This is a genomic window from Paenibacillus sp. RS8, assembly GCF_041956825.1.
Lineage (GTDB): Bacteria > Bacillota > Bacilli > Paenibacillales > Paenibacillaceae > Paenibacillus_AQ.
The window spans coordinates 6,294,581-6,310,477 of record NZ_CP168131.1 but is presented as its reverse complement, the minus strand read 5'-3'; the positions used below and the strand labels follow the sequence as shown (position 1 = coordinate 6,310,477).

General features: G+C 43.4%; 13 protein-coding genes, 1 pseudogene and 1 riboswitch. Of the genes and pseudogenes, 8 read left to right on the top strand and 6 right to left on the bottom strand.

The window, feature by feature from the left end:
* Window positions 1-26: 26 nt before the first annotated feature.
* The 5 genes and pseudogenes from ACDZ28_RS29730 to ACDZ28_RS29710 all read left to right on the top strand — a co-directional run bounded on the left by ACDZ28_RS29730 (window position 27) and on the right by ACDZ28_RS29710 (window position 5,559).
* On the top strand, window positions 27-689 hold the full coding sequence (locus tag ACDZ28_RS29730) for a stage V sporulation protein AA (protein ID WP_042129678.1): 663 nt from the start codon (window positions 27-29) through the stop codon (window positions 687-689).
* The gene (locus ACDZ28_RS29725) at window positions 686-1,111 is read left to right on the top strand and encodes a stage V sporulation protein AB (protein ID WP_042129676.1); all 426 of its coding nucleotides are present in this window, start codon (window positions 686-688) and stop codon (window positions 1,109-1,111) included. The genes ACDZ28_RS29730 and ACDZ28_RS29725 overlap by 4 nt, the downstream gene beginning before the upstream one ends.
* Window positions 1,112-1,945: 834 nt before the next feature.
* Window positions 1,946-3,520 (top strand): annotated as a pseudogene (locus ACDZ28_RS29720) (spore germination protein); the annotation flags it as partial.
* A gap of 127 nt (window positions 3,521-3,647) precedes the next feature.
* Window positions 3,648-4,982 carry a diaminopimelate decarboxylase gene (gene lysA / locus ACDZ28_RS29715; RefSeq protein ID WP_042129674.1) on the top strand — a complete coding sequence of 445 codons (1,335 nt, stop codon included), beginning with the start codon at window positions 3,648-3,650 and terminating at the stop codon, window positions 4,980-4,982.
* 145 nt (window positions 4,983-5,127) lie between these two features.
* Window positions 5,128-5,559: a peptidylprolyl isomerase gene (locus ACDZ28_RS29710; protein WP_042129672.1), complete on the top strand. Its 432-nt coding sequence runs from the start codon at window positions 5,128-5,130 to the stop codon at window positions 5,557-5,559.
* Window positions 5,560-5,617: 58 nt separating this feature from the next.
* Here ACDZ28_RS29710 and ACDZ28_RS29705 read toward each other — a convergent pair whose 3' ends face one another.
* From ACDZ28_RS29705 to ACDZ28_RS29680, 6 genes are all read right to left on the bottom strand, one after another.
* Window positions 5,618-6,376 (bottom strand): TIGR02206 family membrane protein, encoded by a 759-nt coding sequence (locus ACDZ28_RS29705; protein WP_042129670.1) that lies wholly within the window; start codon window positions 6,374-6,376, stop codon window positions 5,618-5,620.
* Between the two features lie 419 nt (window positions 6,377-6,795).
* Window positions 6,796-8,232, bottom strand: a complete 1,437-nt coding sequence (locus ACDZ28_RS29700; RefSeq protein WP_375103466.1) for a stalk domain-containing protein — start codon at window positions 8,230-8,232, stop codon at window positions 6,796-6,798.
* Window positions 8,233-8,253: 21 nt separating this feature from the next.
* Window positions 8,254-9,633, bottom strand: a complete 1,380-nt coding sequence (locus tag ACDZ28_RS29695) for an MBOAT family O-acyltransferase (protein ID WP_375103465.1) — start codon at window positions 9,631-9,633, stop codon at window positions 8,254-8,256.
* A gap of 128 nt (window positions 9,634-9,761) precedes the next feature.
* Window positions 9,762-10,865, bottom strand: a complete 1,104-nt coding sequence (locus tag ACDZ28_RS29690; RefSeq protein ID WP_375103464.1) for a sensor histidine kinase — start codon at window positions 10,863-10,865, stop codon at window positions 9,762-9,764.
* Window positions 10,862-11,572, bottom strand: coding sequence for a response regulator transcription factor (locus tag ACDZ28_RS29685; protein WP_042129662.1), 711 nt, complete (start codon window positions 11,570-11,572; stop codon window positions 10,862-10,864). Before ACDZ28_RS29685 ends, ACDZ28_RS29690 begins: the two co-directional genes overlap by 4 nt.
* 73 nt (window positions 11,573-11,645) lie before the next feature.
* Window positions 11,646-12,830 carry an acyltransferase gene (locus tag ACDZ28_RS29680; RefSeq protein ID WP_375103463.1) on the bottom strand — a complete coding sequence of 395 codons (1,185 nt, stop codon included), beginning with the start codon at window positions 12,828-12,830 and terminating at the stop codon, window positions 11,646-11,648.
* Between the two features lie 174 nt (window positions 12,831-13,004).
* Here ACDZ28_RS29680 and mscL point away from each other — a divergent pair, with 174 nt between their 5' ends.
* The 3 genes from mscL (at window position 13,005) to ACDZ28_RS29665 (ending at window position 15,880) form a co-directional block, all read left to right on the top strand.
* Window positions 13,005-13,409: a large-conductance mechanosensitive channel protein MscL gene (mscL, locus tag ACDZ28_RS29675; RefSeq protein WP_341114136.1), complete on the top strand. Its 405-nt coding sequence runs from the start codon at window positions 13,005-13,007 to the stop codon at window positions 13,407-13,409.
* Between the two features lie 233 nt (window positions 13,410-13,642).
* A riboswitch (FMN riboswitch) is annotated at window positions 13,643-13,818 on the top strand.
* A gap of 214 nt (window positions 13,819-14,032) precedes the next feature.
* Complete coding sequence (gene ribD, locus ACDZ28_RS29670; protein ID WP_375103462.1) at window positions 14,033-15,133, top strand: bifunctional diaminohydroxyphosphoribosylaminopyrimidine deaminase/5-amino-6-(5-phosphoribosylamino)uracil reductase RibD; 1,101 nt, start codon at window positions 14,033-14,035, stop codon at window positions 15,131-15,133.
* 78 nt (window positions 15,134-15,211) lie between these two features.
* A complete protein-coding gene (locus ACDZ28_RS29665) occupies window positions 15,212-15,880 on the top strand; it encodes a riboflavin synthase (protein ID WP_375103461.1) in 669 nt (222 codons plus the stop codon).
* Window positions 15,881-15,897 lie beyond the last annotated feature (17 nt).

Here is a 15,897-nt window from a genome sequence, read left to right as displayed (position 1 = left end):
GACCACAACCTTTAGGAGGAATGCGGATGAAACAACATTCTGCTCCCGCCATCTATATACAGCTTAAGAATCGGGTGACGGTGCCCAAAGGTAAAGGTGTCACATTGGGTGATATTGCATTTCTGATTGCGGAGCCTGAGCTGAAAGAGTCGCTGGAATCTATTCTGCTAATGAAGCCAGAGCAAAGTGACGGCAATCTAATTTTGATTGATCTCTTGATGGTGATTCCCCGCATTTATGAACTGGTGCCAGAAGCGGATATTGAGCCGATAGGTGAAGGCAGAACGATTGTGCAGATTGAGAGTCCGGTGGAGAGACGTAAGCCTTCAATAGCGATGTTTGTTTTAGTGTGGCTACTGCTGTTCTTCGGGTCTGCGCTGACAATCATGAATTTCCATGCGGATGTAAACATGCAGGAGGTCCAAATCCGAATTGTGGAGATGATCACCGGTCATCGGGATGAACATCCGGTTGTTTTTCAGATTGCATATTCTGTAGGCATCGGCTTTGGGATGGTCATTTTTTTCAACCATTTATTTAAGAAAAAGTGGAATGAGGAGCCTACACCGTTAGAAGTGGAAATGTACCTGTATCAGAAAAATATCGACCAATACGTCATCAATGAGGAGTACGGTAAAATGAGGCGCCGTGTAGAAACTCAACCAGAGAACACGGAGGAAGGAAGATGACGGCACCTATAACACTGGGATTGAATTTGCTGCTGGGTATTGCAGGTGGAATCGCTGTAGGCGGCGGTGTGATCGCTTTATTTGTGGTGCTTGACATGGTGCCCCGTCTGGCTCAATTAACCTCTTCTTACGATAAAGTACATTGGTACGAGGGTGCGATGGTAGTCGGGTCATTGGTAGGTACCGTGAGTGATTTTTGGAATTGGAAAATATCTTCAGGTCCTTTAGTTGAACTGGGTATAGGCCTATTTGACGGGATTTTTGTCGGGATGCTCGCTGCAGCATTGACCGAGGTATTAAATGTGCTGCCGATACTCGCTAAACGCTTGAATATGACACATTATCTGTTCGGGCTGTTGATGGCGATGGTAAGCGGGAAGGTCGCGGGTTCTTTGTTCGACTGGTTTGTATACCGACAGTAAACAGGGGGTTATGGAATGAGCAAGTTTATTCACAGCGGTGATTCAGTGCCGGATGATGATCATCAGGAGGAAAATGCTGCGGCTGCCGCAGCAATGAAGAATACTGCATCCGAGCTAGTTGCTGATCACACTGAAGCAGATACTGCTTCTATGGCCAGTGACATCGCAGCTGCTGATCCGAGTCAAGGCCAGCAAGATGCCGAAGCATCAGATGAGCTCGGGACAGAAGAGCAAGGTGCAGAAGCGTCAGCGCAGCCACAGTCTGGGCAGCAGGATGCGGAGGCGTCAGATGAGCTCGGGACAGAAGAGCAAGGTGCAGAAGCGTCAGCGCAGCCGGATTCTGGGCAGCAAGATGCGGAGGCGTCAGATGAGCTCGGAACAGAAGAGCAAAGTGCAGAAGCGTCAGCGCAGCCGGATTCTGGGCAGCAAGATGCGGAGGCGTCAGATGAGCTCGGAACAGAAGAGCAAAGTGCAGAAGCATCAGCGCAGCCGGATTCTGGGCAGCAAGATGCGGAGGCGTCAGATGAGCTCGGAACAGAAGAGCAAAGTGCAGAAGCATCAGCGCAGCCGGATTCCGGACAGCAGGATGCGGAGGTGTCAGATGAGCTCGGGACAGAAGAGCAAAGTGCAGAAGCGTCAACGCAGCCAGAGTCTGGGCAGCAGGATGCGGAGGCGTCAGATGAGCTCGGCAATCAGGAGCAGAATGAGCCTAGTAAAGGATTTTTTGCCAGATTATTCGGCTTAGATTCAGACTCGGAATCCGAAGATGAGGCACAAGATCAGAATGCCCAACAAGCACCAAAACCCAAGCCGACTAAAAAGCAAGCACGGCAAGAGTCACAAGACAGCACCAACCAAAAGGGAATCAGTAAACTGCAAAAGAAACGAGATAGCGAGCACTCTAACTCGTTAAAAGAGTCCGTCATTTACTGGCAAGGAAATGATGAAATTTCAACTTCCTTACAAGATACAAAACATACACTTACTGAGGTAATCGGGCTCGGAACTAGCTTTGATGTAACGTTTAGAGAGATGTCCTTTGGCGGTCATAAGACAGCTCTTCTCTGTTTAAGTGGATTTACTAATGCAGATGTAACGGATGAGATCCTAAAACGTCTGACCTATCTCACCTCTGAGAATCTGTCTACGGGTGTACTGTCTAGCTTTATGAATGAATATGTCCCTCACATCCAGGTGGAGGAGGGTAATTCGTTAAGTGAAAGTATCGAGAAGGTACTAGAAGGTTTGAGCGTACTATTCATCGAAGGTGAGAACAAGGTTATCGTCATGGATACTCGTTCTTACCCTAGTCGCAGTCCCGACGAACCTTCGATTGATCGGGTGGTACGCGGTGCACGCGATGGATTCACAGAGACTCTACTGAGTAATATTTCGCTTGTCAGAAGACGGATTCGTGATCCGGGGTTGAAATATGAGATATTTCAGGTTGGACGACGAACACAGACGGATGTCTGTGTGGCTTATATTGATGATATCGTTGATAAAACACAGGTTAGTTCTGTTATCGAAAAAATCAACAGTATTGATATCGACGGCATTCCTCTGGCAGATAAGCAATTGGAGGAGGCAATTATCGGGGGCGGTTGGAATCCATATCCTATGGTGCGTTATTCTGAACGCCCTGACGTAGTGGCCTCTAATTTATTAGAGGGACGGGTTGTAGTTTTCGTGGATACGTCACCAATCGTTATAGTTTTTCCGACTACATTTTTTGATCTCTGCCAGCATGCGGAGGAGAATCGTCAGACGCCTTTTATGGGAACGTACTTGCGGTGGGTTCGTTTCATCGGAATATTTGCTTCCATGTTCCTGCTACCGCTATGGATGTTGCTTGTCATTCATCCTGAGCTTAAGCCGCCTGTACTGGATTTTATTGGTCCCCAAAAGACGGCAAGAATTCCTCTAATTGCCCAGTTTCTTATTGTGGAGCTTGGGGTTGATTTACTGCGGATGGCCGCAGTACACACACCGACACCTTTAGGATCAGCGATGGGTCTGATAGCGGCGATATTGATTGGTGATATAGCTGTCCAGAGCGGATTGTTTGTCAACGAGGTAGTTCTATATATGGCGGTGGCTTCCATAGGTATGTTTGCGACCCCAAGTTATGAACTGGGTCTTGCGAATCGAATAGTCAGGCTTGGGTTATTGTTAGCCGTGGCGGCATTCCAGGTGCCAGGATTTATGATTGGCACGACGCTACTGACTATTTTCCTAACTACCCAACGGTCCTATAACTCCTCTTATATGTGGCCGTTTATACCTTTTAATGCAAAGGCGATGAGTGAAATTCTATTGCGAAAGCCAGTTCTAAGCTCGAAGACAAGGCCGTCTTTCAATAAAACAAGAGACAATACAAGAATGCCGCCTAATCAAAAGAATGATTAACAATCGTAGGAAAATACAAAACTACTGCAAATTAGTCCATTCAATGGAGTTCCCACTGTCTGTTATACTGAATACACTAAAGACAGGGTGGAACCTTGATATTCCACAGAAATTGGAGGACTAAAGAATGTTTCTACACGGTACTAGCCGAATTAATGATGCTGGGCATCTGGAAATCGGCGGATGTGATGTAACTGAATTGAAAGCGGAATATGGAACCCCGCTATATATACTGGACGAGCAATTGGTTAGACAACGTTGCCGGGAATATATGGATGCTTTTAAATCCTCTGGACTTGGGTTCCAAGTAGCTTACGCAAGCAAGGCGTTCTCAGTAATGGCTATGGTTCGTTTGGCTGATGAAGAAGGCTTGTCGCTTGATGTTGTATCTGATGGCGAGCTTTATACTGCTTTGCAAGCAGGCTTTCCTGCAGAACGCATTCATTTTCACGGCAACAATAAGACATCTGAAGAGATCGAAATGGCGATTGATGCCGGGATCGGTTGCTTTGTAGTTGATAATTTGGTGGAGCTTAGCCTTTTGCAGTCGATTGCATCACGTAAAGAAGTTGAGGTTAACATCTTATTACGTGTGACACCAGGTGTCGAAGCACATACGCATGAGTACATTACAACAGGTCAGACCGATTCCAAATTCGGTTTTGATATTGGAAACGGTTCTGCTTATGAAGCAGTTAAAGCGGCAGTCAGCAAAAAGAATTTAATATTGCTGGGCGTACATTCCCATATTGGTTCTCAAATTTTTGAAACGGATGGATTCCAGCTTGCTGTTGAACGTGTAGCGAGTTTTGCTCGTAGTGTTAAAGAAGGTTTGGATGTGGACTTCCGTGTAGTAAACCTAGGTGGAGGTTTCGGTATTCGTTATGTAGAGGGTGATACCCCGTTACATGTTTCTGAATATGTAGCTGCAATTACGGATGCGGTGAAGACTCATTTTGCTGGAATTTATAATGCTTTGCCTGAAATCTGGGTCGAACCGGGCCGCAGTATCGTTGGAGATGCAGGTACTACACTTTACACTGTAGGTACGAATAAGGATATTCCAGGTGTGCGTAAGTACGTTGCCGTTGACGGTGGGATGACTGATAATCCACGTCCTGCATTGTATCAATCTAAATATGAGGCATTACTTGCGAATCGTGCGAATGAAGAGGCTACAGAAACTGTATCCATCGCTGGTAAATGCTGCGAGAGCGGAGATATGCTGATCTGGGATGTAGAACTGCCTAAGGCAGAAAGTGGCGATCTGTTGGCTGTAGCCTGCACGGGTGCTTACAATTACTCCATGGCGAGCAACTACAACCGGCTTCGTCGTCCGGCTTTAGTGTTCGTTCAGAACGGACACAGCGATCTTGTAGTGCGTCGTGAAAGCTACAATGATCTTATTGCCAACGATATTGTTCCTGAGCGTATCGCTAAACAAGCCGCTGTTGCTAAGTAACAGGGACTAATGTTAGGTGGGCAAAATTGGGAAGGCAAAAAGAGCAAGCAGGAATTACTCCTGCTTGCTTTGCTTTGTGCGTGGTTTCATAGTAATATAATTGAGGTATTCTAATTTTGTTAATTTTGAAAGGGGTCATTTACATATGGCAAAGCAAGCGAAAATTACTCTTGAAACAGGCGGCGTAGTGCTGATCGACTTGTTCGATCAAGATGCACCAAACACTGTAGCTAACTTTGAAAAGCTAGCAAAAGATGGTTTCTACAACGGATTGACATTCCACCGCGTTATTCCTGGTTTTGTTGCTCAAGGCGGATGTCCTAACGGAACTGGATCCGGCGGTCCAGGATATACCATCAACTGCGAAATCAATCCAAACAAACACGAGCGTGGCACACTTGCTATGGCGCATGCGGGTAAGAACACAGGCGGAAGCCAGTTCTACATCTGCTACGCTCCACAACCTCACTTGGATGGAGTACACACTGTATTCGGTAAAGTAGTTGAAGGTATGGATCTTGTTGATGCTTTCAAAGGACGCGACAAAATGACTTCGGTAGAAATCATCGAAGCTTAAGAATATTTAATTTAAAAAGGCCAGCCTTTGGATTATCGGAGGCTGGCCTTTTTCGCATTTAATTAGGAAGCCGACCAATTCGTTTACGCCTCGAATTACGCCGCTCTGGCACCCAGAAAAACACTAAATACATAAGCAGAAATACAATGAAGGCAAATAGCTCCTCAACTAGCAGGTAATAAGGATAAGGTCCAAAATAATCCATTACAGAATAAGTACTGGGCTTATGAGATAGGAACATGTAATTAGATCCTAGGATATAATTGGCGATCCAGACACACACAGCCACGACGTTAAGGCCAAGCATAGTGAACCAAAGTGATTTCCAGGTTGGTTTATAGCCCTCAATCCAGGTCATATAAAGAGAAGCAAGAATGATACCACCATGAGCTACAAAGAACAGTAAAAATCGAAAATGAGGGAACGGATAGACCAGATTCGGTGTGAGTAAAGCAATGAATGCTCCACCTATTCCGGCAAAATACAGAAAGGAGTAAAGTCTTCGGCTGCGTGTAATCAGCATGATAATGGATAGTAGTAAAGTAATTCCGCATAGTTCGAGCGGTAATGATGAGCTGGATTGCCATACCTGCTGAGAGAGATACCATATTTGAAGTCCCGCTTCTGAGAACATAAGAATAACAATCAACAGCAAGCGAACACTTTGCCGAAGTCTCACGTCCGTGCGAATTTCGAATCTGAAACCGTAAAGTAGTAGACACACCAATGCAATGATAGACAGAGCAATCCAATGTGAAAGGGAGAACATAATAAAATCCTCTGTACGCTGTCGATCAAAGTAAGATGAAAGATGCATGAACCAACCTCCTTTGGACATAAAAATACTCTGAAAATTTACTTGGTATTTTGAATTTTTTCATTTCTGTAAATCCATAAAATGGATAAAGATATGTACATATATATTCTGTCAACTCCGCCACAAAAGGAAGACTTTTCATTATTTTAACATAAGATTGGGCGATGGGCGTGGAATTACATAAGAAGCATTCGGCATAGAGTAGTGACAGAGATTAAGTTTTAAGAGGGGATCCAAAGACAAAAAAACAAATTGGAAAAGGAATTGGAGGCTTTATTTCATCAACGAATCAACTCGTAAGTGAAAGATCTGAGATCATTCGAATTTGAAATGAAAAAAGCATCCGACATCTAAATGCCGGGTGCTTTTTTACGTATGTCCAAAAATGTTGGGAGGAAGTTGAAATGTACCGCGTTATTCTATGAATTAAGAAGGTAGCGTAGCCAATCACCTTCTCGTTCAACAGAAACGTTCCATCCAAGATGCTCTGCAACAAAAGCAACGGGAACTAACACTTTTCCTCCTGCAAGTAGTGGAGCGGTATCCATTGCGAGAGTCTGTCCATTTACTAACGCCTCAGTATTACCAATAGTCATAGTAACGTTATTCCCACCCGAAGTAAGTGATACAGTTTTGGTAGCTGCGTCCCAATCTATTGAAGCGTTCAGGGCTGTTCCGATTTCTTTGGCAGGTAACCATAACTCTTCATTCCCTTGGACTAGACGGGTGGTAAATGCCAGAGGTTCACCGTTTACTTGTACACTGCTACGATAGACATTGCCGTTTCTATCGATGACAGCACTTTCCGCTTGTTCTTCCAGAAGTGTGTTAAATGCTTCTATGTTGCTAGACGTTACACGATATTCCGAACTATCCTCTCCTATAGCTTCAGCGATCCAGGTATTCACCTCACCATTATGATGACTTAAATCTTTATACAGATCCAGATTAAACGTCCACTCGGATGCTGTCTGGAAATCATAGAGCTTCACATTGGGGTATTGCTCAAATTGCTCAAACATCCATTGCCGCATAACTAACTGATTGTTGAAACGAACGGGATTGCTGGAGTACCAAGCAACCTGCCGCATTACGCTGTAAGGGGGATAGTAAAAATAGAACTGAACATCTGGATATTCCTCTAATAGAGATCGAATATACGTATTGAAATAAACCTTTACTTGATCAAGGCTTTCCTCATTCGTACCGTAATCGATCTCTTTGTCACAAGCTTTAAAATAAGACTCAGCAACGTATTGCTTGCCGAATACTACCTTATCATTCCAATTGTACAAAGTTTCTAAATCCTGTTTCGTTTGACCACTCAGCGTACTTTTGATACTTCGAAAAAATTGTTTATATACGGATGAATTAAACCAATATTTATAGTCAGTCCATAGCTTACCGTCATACAGATAGTCAGGGAAATCTTCTTCTTCCTCTGCGGTAGCGAGCTTCAATGAGAAATAGTCCAACCCCCAAAGCACTTGTTGTACTTTCCCTGTCTCTAAGGCGAGTTTAGCGATTTTATAATGCTCGTCAACGGTTGAACCCTCCATAGACAACTTTAAGGTTGTTCCACCTAAGCTTGCGTCTACTTGAGACGGAAGAAAGTTTTCAGTCATGGATGTACCGATGATGATATTGTCGTAATCGTAATTTTTGGCTAAGCCTGGATTCTGGTAACGTTCTTGTTCCGACAGAAGCGGCGTATACCACGAGGGGCGATGATAGAATTGCAGCGGGTCGATAAATGCGGTTATCAGCGCTGTTACAAAAGCTAACAGAATGAAAAAAAGCATAAAATAACTTACGAATCGTTTCGATTTTGTATGAATCCCAGGAGATGTACGCATAATCAGTCCTCCATAATATTTTTAAAAGTTAAAGTATAAAAAGGTCGTAATTCTGTTGAAGAACAGCAGCGAGAATACGATGATAAATGCCATTATAAAAGCCGTTTTCCGGCTATACTGTAAATTGCATTTGTTCCAGATATGACGCGGATTCCAGAGTATAATTGTCAATAAGATGAGAATCAGAAGGATTGCCCATTTCAGCGTGCCTATAGACGGTAAAGATATCCCGTTAAGACCACTCATCCCTTTTAATAAACGAATCGCTTGAGACAGTTGCTCAGATCGGAACAATACCCATGTGATATTCACGAAGATGAAGGTGAGTAGCCATGAGAACCACTTGGGAAGGGGGAAGCCCCAGCGACCCCAAATTTTCTCCACAGCTTGTCCGACACCATGCAGAAGCCCCCAGAGAATGAACATCCAACCTGCACCATGCCAAAAGCCACCAATCAGAAACGTGATCACCACATTTCGAATTGAAATCCAAAATCCTTTCCGGTTGCCCCCTAGTGGAATGTAAATATAATCTCTAAGAAAATGGCTGAGTGTAATATGCCAGCGTCTCCAGAAATCGCGAATACTTAGCGCACGGTAAGGGGCGTTGAAATTTTGAGGCAAGCGGATGTTGAACAACAATGCGATTCCGATCGCCATATCCGTGTAACCGCTGAAGTCGTAGTAGAGCTGTAAAGTATAAGAGAGGACAGCTACCCAAGAATCTATAAAATGAGCCGCGGTAGCAAATCCATTGTCAGCATAACCGGCCAGAGTATCTGCTAGGATCACTTTTTTTCCAAGACCAATACTAAATAATAAAATACCTTTTCGTACGTTGTTCCAGTTCCAGACCTTATTTCGCAGCTTATCAAACTGAGGCATCATGTCCTTGTGATGGAGGATGGGACCGGAGATCAAGTGCGGGAAAAAGGTCACAAACAGCGTGTAGTTCACAAGACTGTATTCACGCGCCTGATTTCGGTAAGCGTCAACAAGATAAGCGATTTGTGTAAATGTGAAGAAGCTTATGCCTAATGGCAAAATAAGATGGTGAAGAGGAAGATTACTTCCTGTAAGTCCGTTCCAATTCTCTATAAAAAAATCAGTGTATTTGTAATAGCCAAGTAGTAGAATATTTGCAATTAAGCTAAAGATTAGAAGAGGTCGACGTCTGCCGGCAGATGCGGTATGAATGAAATGACCCATAGCGTAGTTAAACAAGATGGATAGCAGAATTAAAGGCACGTACTTTAAGTTCCAGTATCCGTAGAACACCAAAGAGGCAAGGGTCAGCCATACTTTTGCGTAGAACAAGAGACGAAAACGATTTAGAATGAAATATCCTCCTAGCACAACAGGCAGAAAACCAAACATAAAGAGATATGAATTAAATAACATAACTAACAATCCTCACTTATAGCAGATTTGGTATGGAATCACTATAAGTCACAGATCTTAAGCCTTTATGTTATGAATTCTTATCTTTTTCTTAATGGATGAGATTGTAAAAAAAATCCCCGCAAGCATCATTCGCTCGCAGGGAAGGAAGTCTCAAATTCAGTTTGTTTACGTGAGCTTTTAGCAGAAATCGTTCCACCGTGAAGTTCTGTGATGCTCTTGGCAATCGCGAGTCCTAGACCACTTCCGCCAGTCTCTCTGGAACGTGACTTATCTACGCGATAAAATCGTTTAAATAAGTGTGGAAGGTCCGTAGCAGGGATTGGATTGCCGTAATTCGTGCATGTAGCAATCACTCTATCGTCTTTTCTATAGACAGAAATATCTAGAATCTTACCTTCTTTACCGTATCTAACCGCATTGGTAAATAGGTTTTCATATAATCGTACTAACTCATCCGCATCACCATGGATAATTAAAGGGCTCTTATCTGTATGAATACGGTAGGTCATATCCGCTTGCTCTAGTACGGGAGCGAATTCCTCGACAAGCTGTTCGAGCAGCTTTCCGAGATCTACAGGCTCTATATTAAGAGGGAGACCGCTGCTGCTAACCCGTGTATATTCGAATAAATCGTCGATTAGTTTTTTTAGAGTCAGCGATTTCTCATAGGCAATATTCACATAATAACGCAGCTCAACCTCGCTCTTATAACGATCCTTCTCCACATACTCAAGGAATCCGAGCACAGAGGTTAGCGGGGTCCGGAGATCATGGGATACACCAGTGATTAGGTCGTTTTTGGCTTTCGCAGCTGCTCGTTCTTCCTCTATAGCGGATTTTAGTTTGCCAGCCATGAGATTCATATTTTCGGCGAGTTTACCGAGTTCATCCGTACCTGTTACTGTTACCTTAAAAGATAAATTGCCGTCGGCAATCGCTTGAACCCCGCTCGTAATGTTATGAAGCTTGTTTGTGGTACTTCTGGATAGCTTTAGGATAAAAAAGATAAACAAAGGAATCCCAATAAGAATCACTATTGGCGTAGAACCGATGTTATTGATTACCCAGAGGATGAGTTTAACCCCAAAAAAGGAACGCGAAGGATTTAGCCATATTAAAAGGGATGTCCCATAATAACCCATCAATAAAATTGCTGCTGTAAGTGCTAAACTTGTTAAGCTGAAGCCAACTATTTTCCAGGAGAGGGTATCGAATCGTTTGAAATTCAACTAGAAGAACCTCCCTTTTCCAGTTTGTAGCCAACGCCCCATACCGTTTTCAAATATTGTGGTTTTCTCGGATTAGCTTCAATTTTTTCTCTGATTTTTCGAATGTGTACCATGAGCGTATTATTGCTCTCGAGAAATTGCTCTTTCCATACTTTGGCGTAGATTTGCTCCATGCTTAGTACTTGTCCCCTGTTACGGGCGAGCAGCTCCAGAATTGCGAACTCTCTCGGAGTAAGTTTAACGGGCTGATCATCCACGCTAACTTCATGCGTCACCGAGTTAATAACTAAGCCATCAATGATGATTTCATCCTGTTTGGCACTTAGATCGACCATGTAATTTCGGGTTCTGCGCAGCTGGGATTTAATTCGGGCAACGAGCTCCAGCGGACTAAACGGCTTCGTAACATAATCATCCGCACCTACACTGAGTCCTGTGATTTTATCTAATTCCTGACCCTTTGCTGATAACATAATAATCGGGAATTTTTGTGTTTCTCGAATTTTTATACAAGCCTCTATACCGTCCATGTTGGGCATCATAATATCTAGTACCATTAGGTCTATCGTTTCTTTTTTGATAATTTCAAGTGCTTCCAGTCCGTCTCGGGCAGTTAACAGGCGATATCCTTCGTTCTCCAGATAGATCTGCATGAGCTTGATAATCTCGGCTTCATCGTCAACCAAAAGCAGTGTTGCGTTGTGCATGATTCAGCGTCCTTTCTTGCTTGTAAAGCAATCGTTCTACAAGAAGTATACAATATATTCACGTTCAAAAGACTTATTTGAAGGCTGGCGATGAGCGATGTGAAGTCGTATGTGATCCTTCTTTTTTGTTCTGTGATACATTTCCGAAAAGCACCCAGGCAAACGGCAAATAACGTGCTAAAAGACTAACGGCGATCCAAGAAAAGCCTAGAGCTATAATAAAGCCGCCGACATACCAGAGATGCAGAAGCCACGAAGTACTGATTGTTGGAGAAAGTTGTCTGTATAGCAGTAAGAATAGCGGATGTATCAGATATACACCAAATGAAAACGATCCTAACCGCTCAAGTGGTTGGTATAAGAATGAAAGTGATGATTTTCTCAACAGAAACCGTGCAACAGACATTAAAACTAACAGGCTTGTAAATGCAAAAGTACTGTATAGCAGTTCATAAATCAACGAGTTGAACGAAGTGCCATATCGTCGATTTTGGTAATATAACATCGTGTGAGAAATCCCTGAGGTTAACCAAATCGCCCAAATTCCTCGAAACACCATTCCAGGCGGATTATTCTTTTTAGTTTGCTCTGATCGATGCGCCTCAATCCATGTTTTAATCTGTGGATAATACATTCCGAGCCATGCCCCTAACATGTAATAGGAGAAATAGGTGAGGCACCAGCTGCCTCTGTTTGCGACTTGAAAATGATATTTATTAGCAAGGATGAAACCCCATTGGATGAGAATTCCTGCGACAATAGAGTATTTACGAATCTGCGGATAACGTTTGAACAAGAGCAGAAGAAAAGGGAATAACAGATAGAATTGCATGTTGATGAATACGAAATAGAGATGAGTATAGGCTTTACCAGTGAAAAGCTTAACAAAAAAATTCCGAATCAACTCTCCATTGAAAGGTGAACCGACTGCAAGCTGCGTTAACGCGAAATAAAACAATGAGAACATGAAGTATGGAAGCAGGATGTAAAGGAATCTTTTTTTGTAGAATGAGGTCAGAAGCGCTTTATTCACAGGTCTCTCATTATAATTATAGAAAAGCACAAAGGCACTCATCGCGATAAAGGTCGGAGTACCATATTTCATAAAAATATTCAGGAAATTGTAGATAACAAAATAACGCGAACCTGTCATTTGTAAAGTTGCATATGAGGTGGCATGAACAGTGACTACAGCTATAATACAAAGAGCACGAACGAGCTGAAGCTCTGGAATTTTTTCTTTTTTCAGAGTTGTCATGATAGAAATCTTCCTTTCTTGTAGTTCGTAATCCTTATTTAACAAGAGATTTCTTAACAACGGCGGCAGGTAAAAGTAAAGGTAAACTTAATAGTTTCTTAACAAGTCTTAAGATTTGGGAAGCTACTATGCTATAATAATTTCAAATTCGATAGGTTGGAGGGAAATTGGAAGATGTGGAAAGAGTTTAAAGCTTTTGCCCTGAAAGGAAATGTATTAGATTTAGCCATTGCTGTCGTTATCGGAGCAGCTTTTGGTAAAATTGTGACATCATTAGTGTCAGACATCATAATGCCGATCGTTGGCTTAATAACAGGTGGTATAGATCTCAAGGATCGGGCTCTGAATGTTATGGTGATGGAGAATAAATTATCTATCCCGTACGGTCTGTTTTTACAGGCAGTGGTTGATTTCTTTATTATTTCCTTCTCAATCTTTATGGTGATCAAGCTAGCAAACAAATTTCAACGTAAAGAAGCGGTTAAAGTCGAAGTAGTGGAGACTCCTGCACCTGCCGAGGATATCGTACTGTTGACTGAAATTCGTGATTTGTTGAAACAACAAGAACGTGGTTTGTAATTGGAAAAAGAAAGCAAGGAGCGCTTGGAGATATTAGTCCTGGCGCTTTTTTTGCTTTCTTTTTTATTCGTAAATTTGTTTATAAAAAACAATGTCGTTTCTTCTTGTAATCACCGTACATCTTAGAATTAAGTTACAAATTTTAAGTAAATATATTAAACGCACTTGCATTTCGATGGTGTAAGTGATAATTTTGTTAGTAAGGAAAACTTGAACCTCAATTAAATAAAGGATCAATCCTTCAGGGCAGGGTGTAATTCCCTACCGGCGGTGATGCTGTTGTAGAGTGCTTAATTATTAAGTTTATCTACCGCGCTTAGTCCGCTACCCGGCTCGCGTTGTTGACGCGAACGGTGGACCCGGTGAAATTCCGGGACCGACAGTATAGTCTGGATGGAAGAAGGAGAGGTTAACCGCTTGTCTGTATAGACAGGTGGACTGCAGTGTTTTCATTTATTATGTGCGATATTTCACAATTGCCGTCGATTGACGGTTATTTACGCACACTTTTATTTGGACTGCCGATAAACTCTCACATAACCCATCTTGAACTCCTCCTGGAGAATGAGATGGGTTTTTCTGTTTTTTAAATCAGATAGACAGTAAGGGGATAGGAGGACGAGATGGACAACATGAATGACGAGTTTTATATGTCGCTGGCGCTGGATATGGCAGAACGGGCCCAAGGGCAGACGGGAATTAACCCGGTTGTTGGCTGCGTTGTTGTAAAGAATGGAGCTATGATTGGGCTTGGAACTCATTTGCAGCGCGGAACAGGTCATGCTGAGGTGCATGCCTTGAATATGGCGGCAGGTCAAGCTAAGGGTAGCACTGCCTATGTCACACTGGAACCGTGCAGTCACTATGGCAAGACTCCTCCTTGCAGCCAAAGGCTAATCGATGAGGACGTAGCCAGAGTGGTAGTCGCTTGTGAAGACCCTAACCCTCAAGTGGCAGGCCGCGGGGTTCAAATGCTGCGCGAGCATGGCATTGAAGTAGAAGTAGGGTTGCTGCGTGATCGTGCGCTGCGGCTGAATGAGCGGTTCATCAAGTATATTTTGACCAAACAGCCGTTTGTGACGCTCAAGAGTGCCAGTACGTTGGATGGCAACCTGGCTACCAAATCAGGTGATAGTAAGTGGATTTCGAACGGAGAAGCGCGGGAGATTGTACATACACTGCGGCATCGGCATCAGGGGATCATGGTCGGTGTGAACACAGTGATTGCAGATAATCCTTCACTGACGACAAGAACGGAAGTGCCTGGGATTAACCCGGTGCGGATCGTGATTGATTCTGGACTACGTACTCCATTGGATTCAGCAGTAGTAAGTGACGGTCTAGCGCCTACTATTATCGTGACAACAGAAGCTGCAGATGCTGCCAAGAAAGCTGCTCTGCTTGAGGCAGGGGTACAAATCGTTATTAGCGGTGCAGGACCACGGGTGGATTTGAAGGCTGCTATGGTAACGCTCGGCGAGATGGAAATTGGATCAATTTTACTTGAAGGCGGAGGTACGCTAAACGGTGCGATGCTTGAGAGTGGGTTGGTTGATCGAGTGATCCTCTTTTTTGCTCCAAAGATTGTCGGCGGTGGTACTAATGCGAAAGGGACCTTCGTATTTCCAGGTGTAGAGCTGATGAAGGATGCGATTTCTCTGGAGGGATTGGAAGTAAAAGTGCTCGGAGATAATGTATGTATCAGCGGTACTCCGGTACGCTAAAGCGAATGCTTCCGATGTAAGTTAAGAACGAAGTGTTTTCTTTAAAGTAATGCTTACAAAACTTTTAGGAGGGAAAGCATGTTCACTGGATTAGTCGAAGAAGTTGGCACTTTGAGAAGTGTCTCCACCGGTGGAGAAATGATGGTGCTGAACATTGCCGCTTCGGTCATCATGGATGATCTGAAGATTGGTGACAGTGTATCGGTTAATGGCGTCTGTCTTACAGCGACAACTTTAGGCGAGAACTATTTTACAGTGGATGTCATGCCTCAGACCTATCGAAACAGTAACCTGAAGGAGCTGCGTCCTGGCAGTCGGATGAATCTGGAACGAGCAATGGCAGCCGGAGGCCGATTTGGAGGGCATATTGTTCAGGGTCATGTGGACGGCACAGGTGTTATCAAAAGTGTGAAACGTGATCAAAACGCAGTAGTATATGAGATCACGCCAGATCGCAAATCACTGTTCAAATACATCATTCCTAAAGGGTCGATCACGATCGATGGCATTAGCTTAACTGTAGTAAAGACGACCGCTTCATCGCTGACTGTATCCATTATTCCGCATACGTTGGGGGAAACTGTGTTAACTTACAAGCGGGCAGGAGACAGTGTAAATATAGAGTGTGATGTCCTTGGTAAATATGTCGATCATCTTCTGCATTATGGATCGACTGGACAGGATGAAGAAAGTGACAGCAGCTCTGGGATTAGCCATGATTTCTTGGCTGCGAACGGATTTGCTTAAATAAAGAGTAAGCTTAC

Bases quoted from the DNA above. Each gene is read 5' to 3' on its own strand.
- ACDZ28_RS29730 (WP_042129678.1), top strand. From the start codon at position 27: ATGAAACAACATTCTGCTCCCGCCATCTATATACAGCTTAAGAATCGG.
- ACDZ28_RS29725 (WP_042129676.1), top strand. From the start codon at position 686: ATGACGGCACCTATAACACTGGGATTGAATTTGCTGCTGGGTATTGCA.
- lysA (WP_042129674.1), top strand. From the start codon at position 3,648: ATGTTTCTACACGGTACTAGCCGAATTAATGATGCTGGGCATCTGGAA.
- ACDZ28_RS29710 (WP_042129672.1), top strand. From the start codon at position 5,128: ATGGCAAAGCAAGCGAAAATTACTCTTGAAACAGGCGGCGTAGTGCTG.
- ACDZ28_RS29705 (WP_042129670.1), bottom strand. From the start codon at position 6,376: ATGCATCTTTCATCTTACTTTGATCGACAGCGTACAGAGGATTTTATT.
- ACDZ28_RS29700 (WP_375103466.1), bottom strand. From the start codon at position 8,232: ATGCGTACATCTCCTGGGATTCATACAAAATCGAAACGATTCGTAAGT.
- ACDZ28_RS29695 (WP_375103465.1), bottom strand. From the start codon at position 9,633: ATGTTATTTAATTCATATCTCTTTATGTTTGGTTTTCTGCCTGTTGTG.
- ACDZ28_RS29685 (WP_042129662.1), bottom strand. From the start codon at position 11,572: ATGCACAACGCAACACTGCTTTTGGTTGACGATGAAGCCGAGATTATC.
- ACDZ28_RS29680 (WP_375103463.1), bottom strand. From the start codon at position 12,830: ATGACAACTCTGAAAAAAGAAAAAATTCCAGAGCTTCAGCTCGTTCGT.
- mscL (WP_341114136.1), top strand. From the start codon at position 13,005: ATGTGGAAAGAGTTTAAAGCTTTTGCCCTGAAAGGAAATGTATTAGAT.
- ribD (WP_375103462.1), top strand. From the start codon at position 14,033: ATGGACAACATGAATGACGAGTTTTATATGTCGCTGGCGCTGGATATG.
- ACDZ28_RS29665 (WP_375103461.1), top strand. From the start codon at position 15,212: ATGTTCACTGGATTAGTCGAAGAAGTTGGCACTTTGAGAAGTGTCTCC.